This window comes from Arthrobacter sp. 10N418 (assembly GCF_056394725.1).
This window is the reverse complement of the sequence record NZ_JBFTIK010000013.1, coordinates 194,654-210,930: the sequence shown is the minus strand read 5'-3', so window position 1 is coordinate 210,930 and position 16,277 is coordinate 194,654. Positions and strand designations below refer to the sequence as shown.

Here is a 16,277-nt window from a genome sequence, read left to right as displayed (position 1 = left end):
GGGAGTTTGGCGCCGCCGTGGATTTTCTCCAGTGCGCCGGCGGCGTCGAGGGCCTCGATGTCGCGCCGGACGGTCATGAGGGAGACCCCGAGCATCCGGGCGAGGTCCGCGACCCGGACGATGCGTTCGCGCTGGACCTCCGCGAGGATCGCGGAGTGGCGGGCTGCGGCTAACATCTTTTCATCCTTCGTGGCCGGACTGGCGTGAGGTGCCCGCCGGGACGGAGGTGCGGGACCGGATGACGGCGACCGCGCCGGCGGCGAGGCTGAGGCCGCCGTCGAGGTCTTCCCCGCTGATGACCTCAAAGCCCGCCAGGGGTAGCTTGGCCTCGTCCGTTCCGTGGTTGATGCAGAAGGTCCAGTCCGTGCCGTCCTTGCTGCGCCGGGCGACCTCGACGTCGGCCGGAAGGCCGGTAATGAGGGGGAGCACCGCCGCGTCGGCGCAAATGACGGCCAGCAGCTCACTCAGGCCCTCCGGCGCCAGCGTCGTGGCGACATAGTAGGCGCGGCCGCTTCCTGCCCGGTTGCGGGTCACCGCCGGTGAGCCGGCGACCGGGCCCGCGTCGACGGCGGCGAGGACCTCGGCGGTCGTTGCCGACCCCAGTTCGCTCCAGCGCGTACCCGTGCCGAAGGTGCTGAGCCGGACCGATTCCCCCTCGCGCAGCGGAAAGAACTCCTCCATCCGCACGCCGAGCAAACCGCTGTACGCGCCGGGGTAGCTGCCGAGCCTGATGTGGTCGTTCTCGTCCACGATCCCGGAGAAATACGTGACGACGAGGTGGCCGCCGGAGCGCACATAACCATCCAGGTTTGCCGCTCCGGCGTCGGTCACGAGGTACTGCAGGGGGGCCACGACAATCCGGTAACCGGAGAGGTCGTCAGTGGTTTGGCGGAAGTCGGTGGGGATGCCGGCGCGGTAGAAGGCGTCGTGCCAGCGCCGGGTTTCCGCGATGTTGGAGGCGTCCACGCTCGGGTGCGAATCCAGTTCCGACGCCCAGCGGGCGTCGGTGTCATGGAGAATGGCGACGTCGACGCGCCCGGATCCGCCGGTGACCCGCGAGCCGCTGATTTCGGCCAGGCTGCGCAGCGCCTGTCCCAGCTGGACCACTTCCCGCCACACCTTGGTATCCGTCCCGGCGTGCGGCAACAGCCCGGAGTGGAACTTCTCCGCCCCGGCGCGGGAGGCCCGCCACTGGAAGAAGAGCGCGCCGTCGGCGCCGCGGGCCACATGCTGCATGGAGTTGCGCAGCATTTCGCCGGGCGCTTTTGCGATGTTCCGGGGCTGCCAATTGACGGCTGACGTCGAATGTTCCATGAGCAGCCAGGGCTTCCCCTTGGCCCAGCCGCGGGTCAGGTCGGCCGTCGCGGCCAGCTCCTGGAAGTTCCGCAGATCCTCGGCAATGAGGTAGTGGTCGTTGGAGACGACGTCCATCTCCTCGGACCAGCGCCAGTAGTCGACCGGCTGGTGCAGGCCCATGTTGAAGCCCATGAAGTTCGTGGTGACCGGGAGCGGTGAGTGCGAGCGGATGATCGCGGCCTCGGCTTTGTAGCACTCCAGCAGTTCGTCCGAGGAGTAGCGGGCGAAATCCAGCTGCTGGGTCGGGTTTACCCAGGTGCCCGAGGTCCGTGGCGGCAGGATTTCCTCCCACGCCGAGTAGCGCTGCGACCAGAACGCGGTGCCCCACGCCGCGTTGAGTCCCTCGAGCGTCCCATAACGGTGTTCCAGCCAGGTCCGGAAGCCGGCCGCGGCGCTGTCCGAGTAGTCCGGCTGGTTGTGGCATCCGTACTCGTTGTGCACATGCCACATCACGACGGCGGGATGGTCCTTGTACCTGCCGGCGATCTGCTCGGTCAGTGCCGCCGCAGCCCGGCGGTAGTCGGGGCTGGAGGCAGCAAACGCCTGCCGGGAACCGTAACTGTGCCGCACGCCGTCGGCCGTGACCGGGAGGGACTGGGGGTACTTGTGGCTGAACCACGGCGGCGGGGACGCGGTTGCGTTGGCCAGGTCCACGCGGATGCCGTTGGCATGGAGCAGGTCCAGGACCCGGTCCAGCCAGCCGAACTCGTACACCCCTTCGGAGGGTTCCAGCAGCGACCAGCTGAAGATACCGACGCTGACGAGGTTGACGCCGGCCTCCCGCATCAGCCGGACGTCCTCGTCCCACGTGTCCTCGGGCCACTGCTCCGGGTTGTAGTCTCCGCCGAACGCCAGCATCGGGGATCCCTCGGAGCCGAGGCGGGCGGTGATGTAGTCCATGGCGGCGGTGTTGTTGAAGTCCACGTTTATCCTTTGCTGGAGCCGAGCGTCAGGCCGGCCACGAAGTGTCGCTGCAGGAGCAGGTAGATGATGAGGGCGGGAACAGCGGTGATCATGGCGCCGGCTGCGATCAGGTTGTAGTTCGAGAGGAACTGGCCCTGGAGGTTGTTGATGGCGGTCGTTACCGGGAGGCGGTCGCCGCTTTGGATGAAGAGCAGGGGCCAGAAGAAGTCGTTGTAGATGAAGATGACCTCGAGTGTGCCCATGGCGGCCAGCGCCGGGCGGCAGAGCGGCAGGATGATGTCCCAGTACTGGCGCCAGATGCCGGCGCCATCGACCAGCGCGGCTTCCGTCAGTTCGGGCGAGAGGGCCTTCATGTAATTGGAAAGCACGAAGGTCACGAAGCCGATCTGGAATGCGGTGTCCACTGCGATCACGGCGATGTAGGTATTGAGCAGGTTCCCGGAATCGCTGAAGGCATACGGGAGTTCGAAGTGCTTGAACATTTCGAAGAGCGGTGCCGCGAGGACCTGCGGCGGCAGCAGGTTCCCGGCGGTGAACATGATCAGCAGCGTGATGTTGAACTTCCAGTTCACCCGGCTGACAGCGAACGCCATCATGGACGCGAAAAGCAGGATCAGGATCACGGACGGGACGGTGATCAGCACGGAGTTCCAGAACAACTGGGCAAAGCCGCCCTGCGTCCACGCCTGGGCGAAGTTGTCGAAGTTGAAGGTGCCGTCGACGCTGAAGTAGCCGTATTTGTCCGTGTCGGCCTTGGGCCGGAGCGCCGTGAAAACCGCCCAGACGAGCGGGACCAGCCAGACGGCTGCCATCACGATCAGGAAGATGTGGGTACCGTAGTGCCTTTTGCCCTGCCTGTTGTTCGCGGCCTGGGCCGCCCGCGCCCGGCCCTGGCGGGCCCGGCCCGGCCGGGCGCTTGCCGGGGTGCCTGCTGCGGAGGCATCGGTGGGATGTGCGATGCTCATGCCTCTTTGTCCTTTCCGAAGGCGCGGGACAGGTAGAACGTGATGGGGATCAGGGAGATGACCAGCAGGATCACGGCCAGGGCCGAACCGATTCCGATCACTTGTCCTTCGCCGACCAGGTTCTGGATAACCAGGGCGCTGATGAGTTCCAGGCCGTTGGTGCCGCGGTTGATGACGTAGACGATGTCGAAGGCCCGGAGCGATTCGATGACGGTGATGACGATGATGACGACGTTGACCGGGCGCATGGCCGGGAAGACCACCCGGAAAAAGGTCTGCACGGCGTTGGCGCCGTCGATCTGGGCGGCTTCGCGGAGGGTCGGGTCGACGCCCTTGAGGCCGGCCAGGTACAGGATCATGACATAACCGGCATGCCGCCAGGTCGCGGCAAAGAGGGCTGCCCAGATGTTGATGCTGGAATCGCCGAACCAGTCAACCGCGTGGGGGGTACCCGCTGTGCCGAGCAGGAAATTCAGCAGACCGCTGTCCCGGTTGTAGAACAGCTGCCAGATGACGCCGATAAGGGCCAGGGAGAGCATGACCGGGGTGAAGAAGATGCTCTGATAGATCCTGCTGCCGCGGATGTTCTGGTCCAGCAGTACGGCCAGCAGCAACCCCAAGGGCGTCGCGACGAGTGCCAGGAACACGAGCCACAGCACGTTGTGCTGCACGGCGGGCCAGAAGGGCGGGTAGTCCTGGGAGACGAACTGGTAGTTCCCGGCGCCGGCGGGCTTGATATCGGTAAGTTCGAGCCCGTTCCAGCGGGTGAAAGACAGCCCGACGGACATGAGGGTGGGGATCCAGACGAGGACGAGCTGGATCAGGGTGGGGATGCCCACCATGACGCCGAGCACCACCTTGTCGCGGCTGGAGAGCCGCCGGACCCGCCGCGCGGGGGCAGCGACGGCATCGCGCCCCCGCGCGGACGGACTGGTAGAGACACTCATGGGATTTCCTTGCTTTCGGACCTGCGCTTGTGACATGCGTTTCGGGCGGCGCGTCGCTACTGGGCGGCGTACAGGGACTTGGCCTGGGCTTCGAGGTTCTTCACGTCGACGTTGCCGTCCTTGATGAAGGACTGCAGCGCCGGGATCATCACGTTGTTCGCCATCGCGGGGAGGGCATCACGGTCAAAGAACTGACTGATGTTCTTCGCGCCGCTGATTGAATCGGCCAGCTTCTTGGTCAGCGGGGTGAATTTGGAAGTGTCCGCTCCCTTGGCCGTGGCGATGTTCGATGAATCCACGGCAGCGTAGACGTCCTGGCCTTCCGGAGTGCCGAGGTACGCCAGGAAATCCTTGGCGGCCTGGTTCTGGCCGCCCTTCTTGGAGAGCAGGAGACCGTCGATGGGGGCCTCGATCGAGTCCTGGCCCTCCATCGCGACCTCGGGGAACGGGAAGAAATCGATGTCGTCGGCAACGGCCTTGTCCGTGTACTGCTGGGTCAGGAAGGAACCGAGCAGGTACATGCCGGACTTCTTATCGGCGAGGGATTTTGCGGAGTCCTGCCACGTCATCCCGAGGGCGTTCGGGTTCTGGAACGGCAGCAGCGCCTTCCACGTATCGAAAACATCGCTGACTTTCTTCTGGTCCCAGCTCTCCTTGTGGGCTGTAAGGTCCATGTGGAACTGGTAGCCGTTGAGGCGCATGTTCAGGTAGTCGAACGTGCCCATCGCCGGCCAGCCGTCCTTGTCCGCAAATTCGATCGGAATCAGGCCGTCGGCCTTCATCTTGGCGCAGAGGGTCTTGAGCTCATCGAACGTCTTCGGTACGGCGTAGCCCTTCTCTGCCCAGAGGCTCTTCCGGAAGAAGAAACCCCACGGGTAGTTGTAGTTCGGAATCAGGTACATCTTTCCGTCGGCACCGGTCGAGGCTTTTTTCAGGGCGTCGGAGTAGTTCGCTCCGACCTTTTCCCAGACGTCGTCGATCGGCGCGAGGAGGCCCTTGCCGGCGTAGTACTGCATGCGGTAGCCGGCGAACCAGGTGAAGGCATCGTCCGGGCTGCCCTGGAGGTAAGTGTTGATCTTGTTCTGGAAGTCATTGTGGGCCACCACATTGGTGGTGACCTTGACGCCGGACTTCTTTTCGAAGGCATCGGTGACGGCCTTGTAAGCAGCTTTGGGGACCTCATCCGAGGAACCCGATCCGAACGTCGCCGTTTTGGCACCGGCGCTGCCCGACGGGGTGCTGCCGCCCGTGCAGGCTGTAAGCAGGGGAATGCCTGCCAGGGCTACCGCGCCGGCCCCGAACGTCTTGAGCAGCGTCCGCCGGTCCCACCCGCCCTGGCTCGATGCTCGGAGCAGGGCGTCTTCGTGCAGGGTCATGATTTCTCCTTTGAAAGCAAACGCTGGCGATGTGAAGCAGCTCACATAATTATCTATCATAATCGCACAATAAAGAACGTCAAGAGGCAAAAAAGAACATTAGCCGTCGCCGCTTTCGTCCTGCACAAGGACGGGCGCACCGTTGACTACGCCCGCGCTGCACCCCTACGGTTAAGCCTTTCAGGGTGTCGACTCGGCCCGCGTTGCTGCGGCAGCACCCACAGTCCCGGATCCACGTTCCAGTCCAGGTGCAACCATGAAGATCAAGGCCACAACTGCAGCCGTGCTGATGGTCCTGCTGGCGCTGGGCGGACTGCTCGGCGGGGCCTCTTTGACGGCATCGGCGCCCGGCACGACCTACTACCTGAGTGCAGAAGGAAACGACGGCAACGTGGGCACGTCGCCCGGCTCGCCCTGGCAATCACTCGCGAAAATCAACAGCACAGTCCTGCAGCCCGGAGACAGTGTGAGTTTCCGCAGGGGCGATACGTGGACCGGCGGAGTGGTTGTCGATCAAAACGGCACCCCCGGTTCCGTGATCACCCTCAACAGCTACGGCAGCGGGGACCTGCCCCTGATCACCGGCGGCGAGGCGGGAAATTGTGTGCGGCTCAACGGAAGCTTCATCGCGGTGGACGGTTTGCGCGCTGCGGCGTGCGGATACGCCGGCTTCAGTGTCTACGGCGACAACGTCAGCGTCACAAACTCCGCCGCGGCCCGCAATGCAGTGGGCCTCAAGGTGGGCGACGGTTCTGATTTCGGCAGGTACACGCACAACACCCTGGCCGGGAACAATGTCATGAACGTCAACACGCAGGGGACGGGCTGCGGAACGGCGCAGGCCGTCCAGTGCAGTGATGATTCGGGCGCCTTCGGCGTGCTCATTAACGGCAGCGATAACGAGTTCTCCGGCAACACCGTCACCGGCTCCTCGGCGGCGTCCTTTGATTTCGGCCGCGACGGCAGTGCGTTTGAAATATTCAACGGCAGCCGCAACAAAATCCACCACAACGTGAGCGTGGACAACAACGTTTTCTCGGAAATAGGGCGCTCCGGGAGGGCCGCCGACGCCAACACCTACAGCTACAACCTGATCAAGGCCACCTGCGGGGCCGACTGCTCCCAGGCCATGGGCCTGATCGCGCGGGGACCGTCGTCGCCCTTTGGCCCGACCAACGGGACCACCTTTGAGTACAACACGGTCTGGCTGGACGGGGCCGACTCCCAGGCGGTCGTCTGCCACGGATCCTGCCCGGCCTCCACGGTGATCAGGGCGAACATCCTGGTGGCGGTGCGGAACGCCCTGTGGATGGACGGCTCGGGCTGGACGGAACAGCAGAACGTGATCAACGGCCCGAGCAATGTTGCCCCTGACGGCACGTCGACCACCGCGCCGGCGGGCTTTGTAAATGCGCCCGCCGACCTCCATTTGACGGGCGCCAGCCCCGCGGTTGATCGGGCCGGGGCGGCCCGATTCCCCGAGGATCTGGAGGGCCGGACGGTGGCGCCGGGTGGCGGCTGCCAGGGGGCCGGCGCGGCCGATTCGGGGGCCTACGAGTACAAGCCGGCGAACTGCTGACCCCGGCCGGAAGTTCCGCGCCACTCCCGGCGCCCTTGACAAGTATCAGCTGAACCGGTTTAGTAGTGCACATCACTTAACCGGTTCAGCGAGAAACTTCGGCGCTGGACCTGACCCGGAGGGACCGGCCCATGGCAGTCACCATCAGCGACGTCGCCCAGGCGGCAGGCGTCAGCAAGGGTGCTGTCTCCTACGCCCTCAACGGCCAGCCCGGCGTCAGCCAGGACACCCGGGACCGTATCCTCAGGGTAGCCAAGGACCTCGGCTGGACCCCGAACCTCCGGGCCAAGGGCTTGTCCTCGGCCAAGGCCTACGCGCTGGGCCTAGTGGTCGCCAGGGATCCTTCCCTGCTCGGAACGGACCCGTTCTTCCCTGCCTTCATCGCCGGGATCGAAACCGCCCTCGCCGAGCACGAGTACACACTGGTCCTGAGCGTCGCCACCGCCCCCGGAGCCGAGGAACGCTGCTACCGAAAACTCGCCGACAACGGCAGGGTCGACGGCGTTATCCTCACTGACGTCCGCCACGCTGATTCCCGTATCGCACTGCTGCTCGAGCTCAAGCTTCCCGCCGTGACGTTGAACCGGCCGGACGCCGCATCGCCGTTCCCCGCGGTGTCCGTGGATGAATCGGCAGGCATTGCAGCCGCCGTCGACCATCTGCTGGCCCTCGGACATACCCGCATAGCCCATGTGGGCGGCGCCCAGGAATACATCCATGGCCGGAGCCGGCGGGGGGCCTGGGAGGACGCGCTGACCGCCGCCGGCCTCCGGGCCGACCTTTTCGCGGCTGCCGACTTCACCGCAGCCGGAGGCGTCGCAGCCACCGCCGAGCTGCTTCGGCGGACCGACCGCCCCACGGCCATTGTGTACGCCAATGACCTGATGGCGACGGCGGGCCAGTCCTACGCCCAGTCCCTCGGCCTCAGCGTTCCGGGCGACCTGTCCATCACCGGCTATGACAACGCCGAGTTCACCCAGTACCTAAATCCGCCGCTGACCACCCTCGCCACGGATCCGATGCTGTGGGGGCGGGTGTCCGCCCAGGTCCTATTGAGCCAGCTTGCCGGCGCCCAGGGCGTCGAGGACACCACGCTGCCGGCGCCCCGGCTGGTGGTCAGGGCCTCCACCGGTCCGGCGCCTGACCGGTACGCCGGCCGGGTCCCGTAGGTCCCGCCACACCGATTTCTCCCGAACCCCGTAAACATCAAATCCCGTCAAACCCCTCCCAAGGAGTCGCAATGAAGCGCTTTACCACTGCCACGCGCGTATTGTCCGTGGCCGCCCTCACCATCATGGGAGCCGGCCTGGCAGGCTGCGGCGGCGGGACCGGAGGCGGCGCGGCATCCTCCGCCACCACTGCCAAGGGCCCCATCAAGATCTGGTACTCCAACAACGAGTTCGAGGTGAAGTGGGGCAAGGACATGGTGGCGTCGTGGAACGCCGCCCACCCGGACCAGCAGGTCGACGCCCAGGAGATCCCGGCCGGCAAGAGCTCCGAGGAGGTCATCGGGGCTGCCATCACCGCCGGCAACGCACCGTGCCTGGTGTTCAACACCGCACCGGTGGCCGTGCCGCAGTTCCAGAAGCAGGGCGGACTGGTCGCGCTGGATTCGTTCCCGGACGGTGCCCAGTACATCAAGGACCGCACCGGTGACCTCGCGGACCAGTACAAGTCCTCGGACGGCAAGATGTACCAGCTGCCGTGGAAGTCCAACCCCGTGGTCCTGTTCTACAACAAGGACCTCTTCGCCAAGGCGGGCCTCGACCCGGAGAAGCCGAAGTTGTCCACGCAGGCCGAGTTCCTGGACACGGCCCGCACCCTCGTGAAGTCCGGCGCCGTGGCCAACGCCGTGTGGCCCTCTCCCGCGAGTGACTTCTACCAGTCCTGGTTCGACTTCTACCCGTTCTATGCCGCCAACACCGGCGGCACCACGCTGCTCAAGGATGGCAAGGCCACCTTCGACAGCGATCAGGGCAAGCAGGTCGCCACCATGTTCCAAACCCTGTACAAGGAAAACCTGGCCTCCAAGGAAGCCTATAAGGGTGACTCCTTTGCGGACGGCAAAGCCGCAATGTCGCTGGCCGGACCGTGGGCCGTCGCCACGTACAAGGACAAGGTCAACTGGGGTACGGTTCCGGTCCCGGGTGCCCAGGCCCAGTCCGCCGGCTCCACCTTCTCGGACGCGAAGAACGTCGCCATGTATTCCGCCTGCAAGAACCAGGGCACCGCATGGGAGGTCATGAAGTTCGCGACGAGCAAGGAGCAGGACGGAAAGCTTCTCTCCGCCAGCGGCCAGATGCCGATGCGCAAGGATCTGACGACGGCCTACGCGGACTACTTCACCCAGAACCCTGCCTACAAGCAGTTCGCCGAAGAGGCCGGCCGCACCGTGGAGGTTCCAAACGTGTCCAACTCGGTGCAGATCTGGCAGACCTTCCGTGATGCATGGGGCAAGTCAGTGATCTTCGGCAACCAGGGCATCGATGACGCGTTCAAGGGTGCATCTGAGAAGATCAACCAACTGGCAGCACAGAAGTAGCAGGCGACTTCCCATGTCACTTCGCTCAGCTGACGGCGGCCCCGGCACACGGGACACCGCCGGGTCCGGGGTGGACCGGCAGCCGGCGCCCAGGAAGCGCAAGAACTTCCTGGGCCGCCAGCCGCTGGGACTGCTGTTCAGCGCACCCTACGTCATCTATGTCCTGGCGGTGCTGGCCTACCCGCTCGGCTACGCCGTCTACATCTCGTTCCATCAGTTCTACTTCACCGCTCCCGGCGTCCAGGTTGACCGGCCCTTCGTCGGGGTCGAGAACTACATCACCGTCTTGTCGGATCCGGAAGTGCAGCGCTCGTTCGCCAACATCGGCGTCTTCCTCGTGATCAATGTGCCGCTGACTGTGGGGCTGTCGCTGATCCTGGCCAACGCCCTTAACCGCGTGAGCAGGCTGAAGACCTTCTTCCGGGTCAGTTACTACGTCCCGTACGTCACGGCGAGCGTCGCCGTCGTCGGGGTCTGGCTGTTCCTGTTCCAGCAGAACGGCCTCGTCAATGCCCTGCTGGGGCCGCTGGCACCGAATCCCTCGTGGTTGACCAACTCCTGGCTCGCGATGCCCACGGTGGCGCTGTACGTGACCTGGAAGCAGCTGGGGTTCTTCATCCTGCTGTACCTTGCCGCGCTGCAGAACATCCCGGACGAGCTATACGAGTCTGCCTCGGTGGACGGTGCGAACAAGTGGGTCCAGTTCTGGAACATCACCGTTCCCGGAGTGCGCCCGGCGAGTGTGCTGGTGACGTTGCTGGCCACCATCACCGGCGCCAACCTGTTCACCGAACCGTACCTGCTCACCGGCGGCGGCGGCCCGGACGGCGCCTCGAGCTCCCCGGTCTTCCTGATGTACCAGAAGGGCATCCTGCAGGGAAACCCGGACGTGGCCGCCGCGCTGGGCGTGGTGCTGGTGATCGGCGTGCTGCTGATTGCCCTGATCCAAAAACGCCTCGTGGGCGGGAAGGAGGACTGACATGTCGATCATCGATGCGGCAACGGCCGCCAACAACGAAAACGAACGGAACGACGACGCCGGGCATCCCGGCGCGCGGTCGTCCCACCGCGGCGCCCCTTCCGGGGAAGCCTCCGGTGTGGAGAAGCGCAAGAACCTGGGCGCGGGCAGCTTCGTGCTGCTGGCCGTGGGCGCGTTCGTGTTCCTCTTCCCGTTCTACTACATGTTCATCGGCTCGCTGCAGACCTCCCCGGACACGTCCGCGGGCGGCGCGTTCCCCAACCCGGCGAACTTTACGGGCGAGAACTACACCAACATCAACAACTCCATCGACCTGTTCAAGGGCCTGCTCAACTCCGGGATCTTCACCGGCGGCGTCATCTTCTTCACCGTCGTGTTCGGGCTGCTGGTGGGCTACGCCCTGGCGCAGATGCAGTTCCGCGGCAAGGGCCTGGTGTTCGGCATGATGCTGCTGGTGCAGATGGTTCCGTTCCAGCTGCTCCTCATCCCGCTGTACGTCATGATCGTGCGGGACTACGGGCTCGCGGACACGTACCTGGGCATGATCCTGCCGTTCGCGATCAACTCGACGGCCGTGTTCGTCTTCCGCCAGTACTTCATGCAGCTGCCTTCGACCCTGTTTGAGGCGGCCCGGATCGACGGGGCGTCGGAGCTGCGGATCCTGTGGCAGATCGCCATTCCGCTGGTCCGGCCCGCCATTGTCACGGCCGTCCTGCTGACCTTCATCGGACCGTGGAACGAGTTCCTGTGGCCGTTCCTGGTCACCAAGGACCATTCCATCCAGCCTCTCGCCGTTTCCCTGGCGAACTACATCTCCAACATCGCCGCCACGGCGTCCAACCCGTTCGGCGCCATCCTGGCGGGGGCCTGCGTCCTCGCGGCGCCCGCCGTCGCACTCTTCATTTTCTTCCAGCGCCAGTTCATTTCCACCAATATCGGTTCAAGCGTAAAGGGTTAATCTATGACCTCCCCCCAAACCTCCGCACTGCCCACCGTCCCCTTCACCCTCACCCGCGCCGGCGTCATCATGACCCCGGAAGCAGGCAACGAGTTCGAAGCCGAAGGCGTCCTCAACCCTGCCAGCGGCCGCGGACCCGACGGCGAGCTGTACCTGCTGCCCCGCCTCGTCGCCAAGGGCAACGTCTCCCGGGTGGGACTGGCCAAGGTCATCATCGAGGACGGCGTGCCCACCGGCGTCGAGCGCCAGGGCATCGTCCTGGCCCCCGATGAGGGCTGGGAGCGCGGACTGAACAACGCCGGCACCGAAGACCCCCGCACCACCTGGGTGCCGAGCCTCGGCAAGCACCTGATGACCTACGTCGCGTACGGCCCGCTGGGCCCGCGGCTGGCGTTCGCCTACTCCGAGGACCTGCGCAACTGGGAACGGCTGGGCCCGTGCCATTTTGAATACCAGGCCGATCTTTCCATGGACCTGAACCTGTTCGCGAACAAGGACGCCGTGTTCTTCCCGGAGCCTGTCAACGACCCCGACGGCGTCCCCTCCTACGCGATGCTGCACCGCCCCATGTGGGACCTTGGCTGGATCCGCGAGGGCGAAGGCGAACACCTGCCGGCCGGCGTCACCGACACCCGCCCCGGCATCTGGATCTCCTACGTCGCCGCCGCCGACGTCGAAAAGGACATCCGCAACCTCGTCCACATGGCCAAGCACCGCCTCGTCGCCCTGAGTGAATTCCCGTTCGAGGAACTCAAGATCGGCGGCGGTCCCGCGCCGATCCGCGTCGACGAAGGCTGGCTGCTGATCCACCACGGCGTTTCCGGTGAGCTGGCGAAGTCCGCGTTCGACCACCAGCAGAACGTTAATTACACCGCCGCTGCCATGATCCTCGATGCCGACGACCCCTCCAGGGTCATCGCCCGCAGCGACAAGCCGCTCCTGGCGCCCGAAACCGAGGATGAGATGTCGGGCATCGTGCCCAACGTCGTCTTCCCGACCGCAATCGAGAAGATCGGCGAACAGTTGTTCGTGTTCTATGGCATGGCTGATTCGAAAATCGGGGTCGCCAAACTGGACCGCGTCCAAGGCAGCACGGCGCTTTAGGCAGGTCCGCCACATTCCACAGCCATAGGAGTTAGACATGACCCGTTTTGCTGTTCATGCACGACTGAAATCTGCCCCGGTCGCAGTCGTTGCAACTCTGTCGATGCTCCTGACCGGGGCAGGGGCGGCGTCCGCGACCCAGCCGGCGCCGGCCGCCGCCTCTCAGGCGCCGTTGACCAATCTCGCCCACCTGAATTTCCTGCTCGACACCGTTCCGCTCCACGCCGTGAATGGCCACACGACGTACCAACTGGACACAAAACCGTCCGCCCAGGCGCCATGGACCTATTCCAACAAGAACGCGGACGGCAGCTACACCCGTGTCGGCGGAGGGTCGCAGGACGCTGCTACGGGCCGCTGGAGCCAGGGTGCCTTCAACGCCGATGACATTGCCCGGACCGCGGTGGTCTACCTCCGTCACTGGCAGCAGACCGGGGATGCTTCAAGCCGCGACCGCGCCTTCGACGTGCTGCGCGAGCTGACGTATTTGCAGACAACAACCGGTCCCAACGCCGGCAACGTGGTCCTCTGGCAGCAGGCTGATGGCACGTTGACGCCGAGCGCCAAACCGGTCGAACTTCCCGACCCTTCCGATTCAGCCGAGTCATACTGGCTGGCACGGACCGTGTGGGCGCTGGGGGAAGGGTATGCCGCGTTCAAGTCGGCAGATCCCCAGTTTGCGTCCTTCCTGCAGACCAGGCTGGATCTCGCCGTCGCGTCCCTGAACAAGCAATCCCTTGCAAAATACGGAAAATACGACGTTGCTGACGGCGCCAAAGTCCCTGCATGGCTGATCACCGGAGGCGCGGATGCGTCCGCCGAGGCCGTGCTTGGACTCTCCGCCTACGCAAAGGCCGCACCCGGTGATAGCGTCGCCGCCGGTGCACTGAGCAAGCTCACTGAAGGTATCGCCGCGATGTCCTCCGGATCGGTCCAGCAGTGGCCCTTTGGGGCGATCCTTCCCTGGAACCAGTCCCGGACCCTGTGGCACGCCTGGGGCGGCATGACCGCGGCCGCCGTCGCCAGCGCGTCACCGTTACTGCACCGACCTGATCTGCTGACTGCTGCGGTAAAGGACTCCGCCCAGTTCACTCCCCAACTCCTCGCCGCGGGCGGGCCGGACAATGCCTGGAGCCCCGTCCCCGGTGAGGCGCAGATAGCCTACGGGGTCGACTCCCGGGTGGAGGGTCTCGTGGCAACCGCAAGGGCCGCGAACGCTCCCGGACTGCTCGATGTTGCAGCAGTGGCGGCCGGCTGGTACTTCGGCGCGAACCGCAGCGGAAAGCCGGCCTACAACCCGGCAACCGGCACCGCCATCGACGGCATCGAAGCCGATGGCCGCGTCAACCCCAACTCCGGGGCCGAATCCACCATCCACACCCTGCTCTCGATGCTCGCCCTGGACGCCAATCCGGAGCTCAAGGCCAAGGCCCTCGGGATCAGCAGCACCGTGGGGACCGACGGGCTCAAGGTCGCCGAAGCCGAATCCGGCACCATCGCCGGCGGGGCCGTTATCAAACCCGCCTCCGCGTGGACCGGTGAAGCGAACTGGTCCGGCGGCGCATACGTCGCGCTCAACGCCGGTGGCACCGTGAAGATCCCGGTCCCGGCTTCGGACCAGGACCGGAATGTGTACCCGATCGTTAACCAGCGGCCCGAAACTGCGGGAACGACGTCGTGGACCTCCGGGAGCACTTTCCTGGGCACCACGGCCAACGGCGGGGCAGGCGCGCAAGGTATCACGGCAGCTCCGGGCATACTTTTCCCGTTCTCCCTTGATCGGGCCCTGCCGGCGGGCGAGAACAGCGTGGATGCCAAGGCCGGAAGCGACGCGTCGATCGACGGCGTGTTGCTGCAGCCAAAGATTTCTTCGGTTTCCGTCTCCGGCTCCGCAGGCCAATCAACGCTGTACATCAGCGCAGCCAGCGGAAGCCTGGACCGGAAAGTAAACCTCCCCCAAGGCTTCCATCTGAGCCAGCAAGCCTTTGATGCCAACGGCCAGAGCCTCACCCCCCGTCCCGACCAGAACGGGGCAGACCATTCCGGCCGCGTCACCGTGGCCCCGGGCGGATTCACCTGGGTCACTTTCGTCCGCAACTAGTCCCCGCCAACGCCGCCGCCGGAGGGACCCCTGAGCCCTGCCGCCGGCCCCACAATCCAAAGACAGGAACAGCCCACATGCAGAAAATCACCACCGCAGCACTGCTCGATAGTTACGAAGGAGCGCTCAAGTTCAGCAATCCGCTGACCGACACCATATCCACCGATCAGTTCTCCTCCGAGTACCCTGAGCACCCGGAATGGGCTGTGGGCCCTTTCCACAAGGACGACTCCCTGACTTTCCGCCAAGTCCAGGACTGGGCTGACCCAACCGGAATCGGCTGGACCGCGGATTCAATCTTCAATCCCTCCATCATGGAGCGCGAGGGCAAGCTCTACCTCTTCTACCGGGCATCCCCGCGCAAGGAGTCGGTCTCCAGCCGCGTCGGTGTTGCCGTCTATGATCCCGAAACCGGGTGGCAGGACAACCCCTCCAACCCAGTGATCTACCCGACCCAGGACAATGAGATCCTCGGCTGCGAAGATCCCAAGGTGTACATGGCCGGGGGCCGCTACTACATGTTCTACAACGGGATCTGGACGATCGAGCGCAGCGATGAGCCAGCCGGCCAGGTTCCCGACGTTTATCCTCTGGGCGAGGTTGGCTGCGACATCAATGTTGCCGTCTCCGATGACCTGATTCATTGGGAAAAGCTCGGCCTCGCTGTCCCTCATGAGGTTTCGCAGTATTGGGCCAAGGGGGCGGTCATCCCCCGAAACGCCCAGGGCGAAGCCGTCAAGATCGGCGGCCAGTACCTGATGTATTTGTCTGAGGGGTGCGGGGGTACCACCCACGTGGGACGGTCCCCGGACCTGGTCAACTGGACGTTTGAACCGGAAGACTATCTGGACCTTGGACCGCTGGGCGGCTCACTGCACGAAGTGGCCTGCGCCATCGTCGAGGACGGCGACGGCCAAGGAGGCGCCAGACTGGTCCTGGACTTCTTCTACGGCGACGCCAACGGCCAGTTTGCCGCGGCCCAGGCCCAGTACGACGTGGACCAACCCTTCACCCAGAAGGCGGTCAATCGCGGAGGGTCGCTCGCGTGGGGAGGGCTGCTCAAATACGGCGGAAGCTGGATGTTCGCTCAAGGCTGGGATGCCCCCTCCGGATCCAGGGAGATGTACTTCTACCGCGCCGCCCGCAGCTAACGACGGCAAAAAACCGCGTCCCGCTGGACCGCTCCACACTGGCCAGGCTTCGATTGGCGACCGGCGGACCGGGCTCGCCTTCGAAGGTCTGGACACCCTCGCCGTAAACGCCGCGACGGCCAGGCCGGGGCGGCCCCGGGCCCGGCGGAGGGCGGACCGGTGGTGCGGCGGGAGATCCCGGCGGTTGCGGATGTTACAGAGCTGCAACAGCCGGGACACGCAGGCGAAACCGGTCCGGGAGGATACTGGAGTCATGTCCTTAACGGACGATTCTCATTCAGGCATTGGGGACTAT

Annotated in this window: 13 protein-coding genes; 8 read left to right on the top strand and 5 right to left on the bottom strand. The window is 65.0% G+C overall.

Features of this window, described 5'->3' with window-relative positions:
* The 5 genes from AC1DCZ_RS12605 to AC1DCZ_RS12585 all read right to left on the bottom strand — a co-directional run.
* Positions 1 to 176 (bottom strand): DeoR family transcriptional regulator (locus AC1DCZ_RS12605; protein ID WP_476973959.1); only part of this gene is annotated, 176 nt, incomplete at its 3' end.
* 4 nt (positions 177 to 180) lie between these two features.
* Positions 181 to 2,280: a beta-galactosidase gene (locus AC1DCZ_RS12600; protein WP_476974884.1), complete on the bottom strand. Its 2,100-nt coding sequence runs from the start codon at positions 2,278 to 2,280 to the stop codon at positions 181 to 183.
* Between the two features lie 2 nt (positions 2,281 to 2,282).
* Complete coding sequence (locus tag AC1DCZ_RS12595; protein ID WP_476974883.1) at positions 2,283 to 3,245, bottom strand: carbohydrate ABC transporter permease; 963 nt, start codon at positions 3,243 to 3,245, stop codon at positions 2,283 to 2,285.
* On the bottom strand, positions 3,242 to 4,192 hold the full coding sequence (locus AC1DCZ_RS12590; RefSeq protein ID WP_476974882.1) for a carbohydrate ABC transporter permease: 951 nt from the start codon (positions 4,190 to 4,192) through the stop codon (positions 3,242 to 3,244). Before AC1DCZ_RS12590 ends, AC1DCZ_RS12595 begins: the two co-directional genes overlap by 4 nt.
* A gap of 56 nt (positions 4,193 to 4,248) precedes the next feature.
* Positions 4,249 to 5,568 carry an ABC transporter substrate-binding protein gene (locus tag AC1DCZ_RS12585; RefSeq protein ID WP_476974881.1) on the bottom strand — a complete coding sequence of 440 codons (1,320 nt, stop codon included), beginning with the start codon at positions 5,566 to 5,568 and terminating at the stop codon, positions 4,249 to 4,251.
* 256 nt (positions 5,569 to 5,824) lie between these two features.
* Between AC1DCZ_RS12585 and AC1DCZ_RS12580 the strand changes: the two genes are divergently transcribed.
* The 8 genes from AC1DCZ_RS12580 to AC1DCZ_RS12545 all read left to right on the top strand — a co-directional run bounded on the left by AC1DCZ_RS12580 (position 5,825) and on the right by AC1DCZ_RS12545 (position 15,982).
* On the top strand, positions 5,825 to 7,147 hold the full coding sequence (locus AC1DCZ_RS12580; RefSeq protein WP_476974880.1) for a right-handed parallel beta-helix repeat-containing protein: 1,323 nt from the start codon (positions 5,825 to 5,827) through the stop codon (positions 7,145 to 7,147).
* Positions 7,148 to 7,278: 131 nt separating this feature from the next.
* Positions 7,279 to 8,316 (top strand): LacI family DNA-binding transcriptional regulator, encoded by a 1,038-nt coding sequence (locus tag AC1DCZ_RS12575; protein ID WP_476974879.1) that lies wholly within the window; start codon positions 7,279 to 7,281, stop codon positions 8,314 to 8,316.
* A 71-nt stretch (positions 8,317 to 8,387) separates the two neighbouring features.
* Positions 8,388 to 9,689 carry an extracellular solute-binding protein gene (locus tag AC1DCZ_RS12570; RefSeq protein WP_476974878.1) on the top strand — a complete coding sequence of 434 codons (1,302 nt, stop codon included), beginning with the start codon at positions 8,388 to 8,390 and terminating at the stop codon, positions 9,687 to 9,689.
* A 13-nt stretch (positions 9,690 to 9,702) separates the two neighbouring features.
* Positions 9,703 to 10,668, top strand: a complete 966-nt coding sequence (locus AC1DCZ_RS12565) for a carbohydrate ABC transporter permease (RefSeq protein ID WP_476974877.1) — start codon at positions 9,703 to 9,705, stop codon at positions 10,666 to 10,668.
* Position 10,669: 1 nt separating this feature from the next.
* Positions 10,670 to 11,626, top strand: coding sequence for a carbohydrate ABC transporter permease (locus AC1DCZ_RS12560; protein WP_476974876.1), 957 nt, complete (start codon positions 10,670 to 10,672; stop codon positions 11,624 to 11,626).
* Between the two features lie 3 nt (positions 11,627 to 11,629).
* The gene (locus AC1DCZ_RS12555; RefSeq protein WP_476974875.1) at positions 11,630 to 12,730 is read left to right on the top strand and encodes a glycoside hydrolase family 130 protein; all 1,101 of its coding nucleotides are present in this window, start codon (positions 11,630 to 11,632) and stop codon (positions 12,728 to 12,730) included.
* A 37-nt stretch (positions 12,731 to 12,767) separates the two neighbouring features.
* The gene (locus tag AC1DCZ_RS12550) at positions 12,768 to 14,831 is read left to right on the top strand and encodes a hypothetical protein (RefSeq protein ID WP_476974874.1); all 2,064 of its coding nucleotides are present in this window, start codon (positions 12,768 to 12,770) and stop codon (positions 14,829 to 14,831) included.
* Positions 14,832 to 14,908: 77 nt separating this feature from the next.
* Entirely contained in the window at positions 14,909 to 15,982 is a 1,074-nt protein-coding gene (locus AC1DCZ_RS12545; protein ID WP_476974873.1) for a glycoside hydrolase family 130 protein, read from the top strand.
* Positions 15,983 to 16,277: the final 295 nt, after the last annotated feature.

Excerpts from the sequence above, each read along its gene's own strand:
- AC1DCZ_RS12595 (WP_476974883.1), bottom strand. The coding sequence starts at position 3,245 with ATGAGCATCGCACATCCCACCGATGCCTCCGCAGCAGGCACCCCGGCA.
- AC1DCZ_RS12590 (WP_476974882.1), bottom strand. The coding sequence starts at position 4,192 with ATGAGTGTCTCTACCAGTCCGTCCGCGCGGGGGCGCGATGCCGTCGCT.
- AC1DCZ_RS12585 (WP_476974881.1), bottom strand. The coding sequence starts at position 5,568 with ATGACCCTGCACGAAGACGCCCTGCTCCGAGCATCGAGCCAGGGCGGG.
- AC1DCZ_RS12580 (WP_476974880.1), top strand. The coding sequence starts at position 5,825 with ATGAAGATCAAGGCCACAACTGCAGCCGTGCTGATGGTCCTGCTGGCG.
- AC1DCZ_RS12575 (WP_476974879.1), top strand. The coding sequence starts at position 7,279 with ATGGCAGTCACCATCAGCGACGTCGCCCAGGCGGCAGGCGTCAGCAAG.
- AC1DCZ_RS12570 (WP_476974878.1), top strand. The coding sequence starts at position 8,388 with ATGAAGCGCTTTACCACTGCCACGCGCGTATTGTCCGTGGCCGCCCTC.
- AC1DCZ_RS12565 (WP_476974877.1), top strand. The coding sequence starts at position 9,703 with ATGTCACTTCGCTCAGCTGACGGCGGCCCCGGCACACGGGACACCGCC.
- AC1DCZ_RS12560 (WP_476974876.1), top strand. The coding sequence starts at position 10,670 with ATGTCGATCATCGATGCGGCAACGGCCGCCAACAACGAAAACGAACGG.
- AC1DCZ_RS12555 (WP_476974875.1), top strand. The coding sequence starts at position 11,630 with ATGACCTCCCCCCAAACCTCCGCACTGCCCACCGTCCCCTTCACCCTC.
- AC1DCZ_RS12550 (WP_476974874.1), top strand. The coding sequence starts at position 12,768 with ATGACCCGTTTTGCTGTTCATGCACGACTGAAATCTGCCCCGGTCGCA.
- AC1DCZ_RS12545 (WP_476974873.1), top strand. The coding sequence starts at position 14,909 with ATGCAGAAAATCACCACCGCAGCACTGCTCGATAGTTACGAAGGAGCG.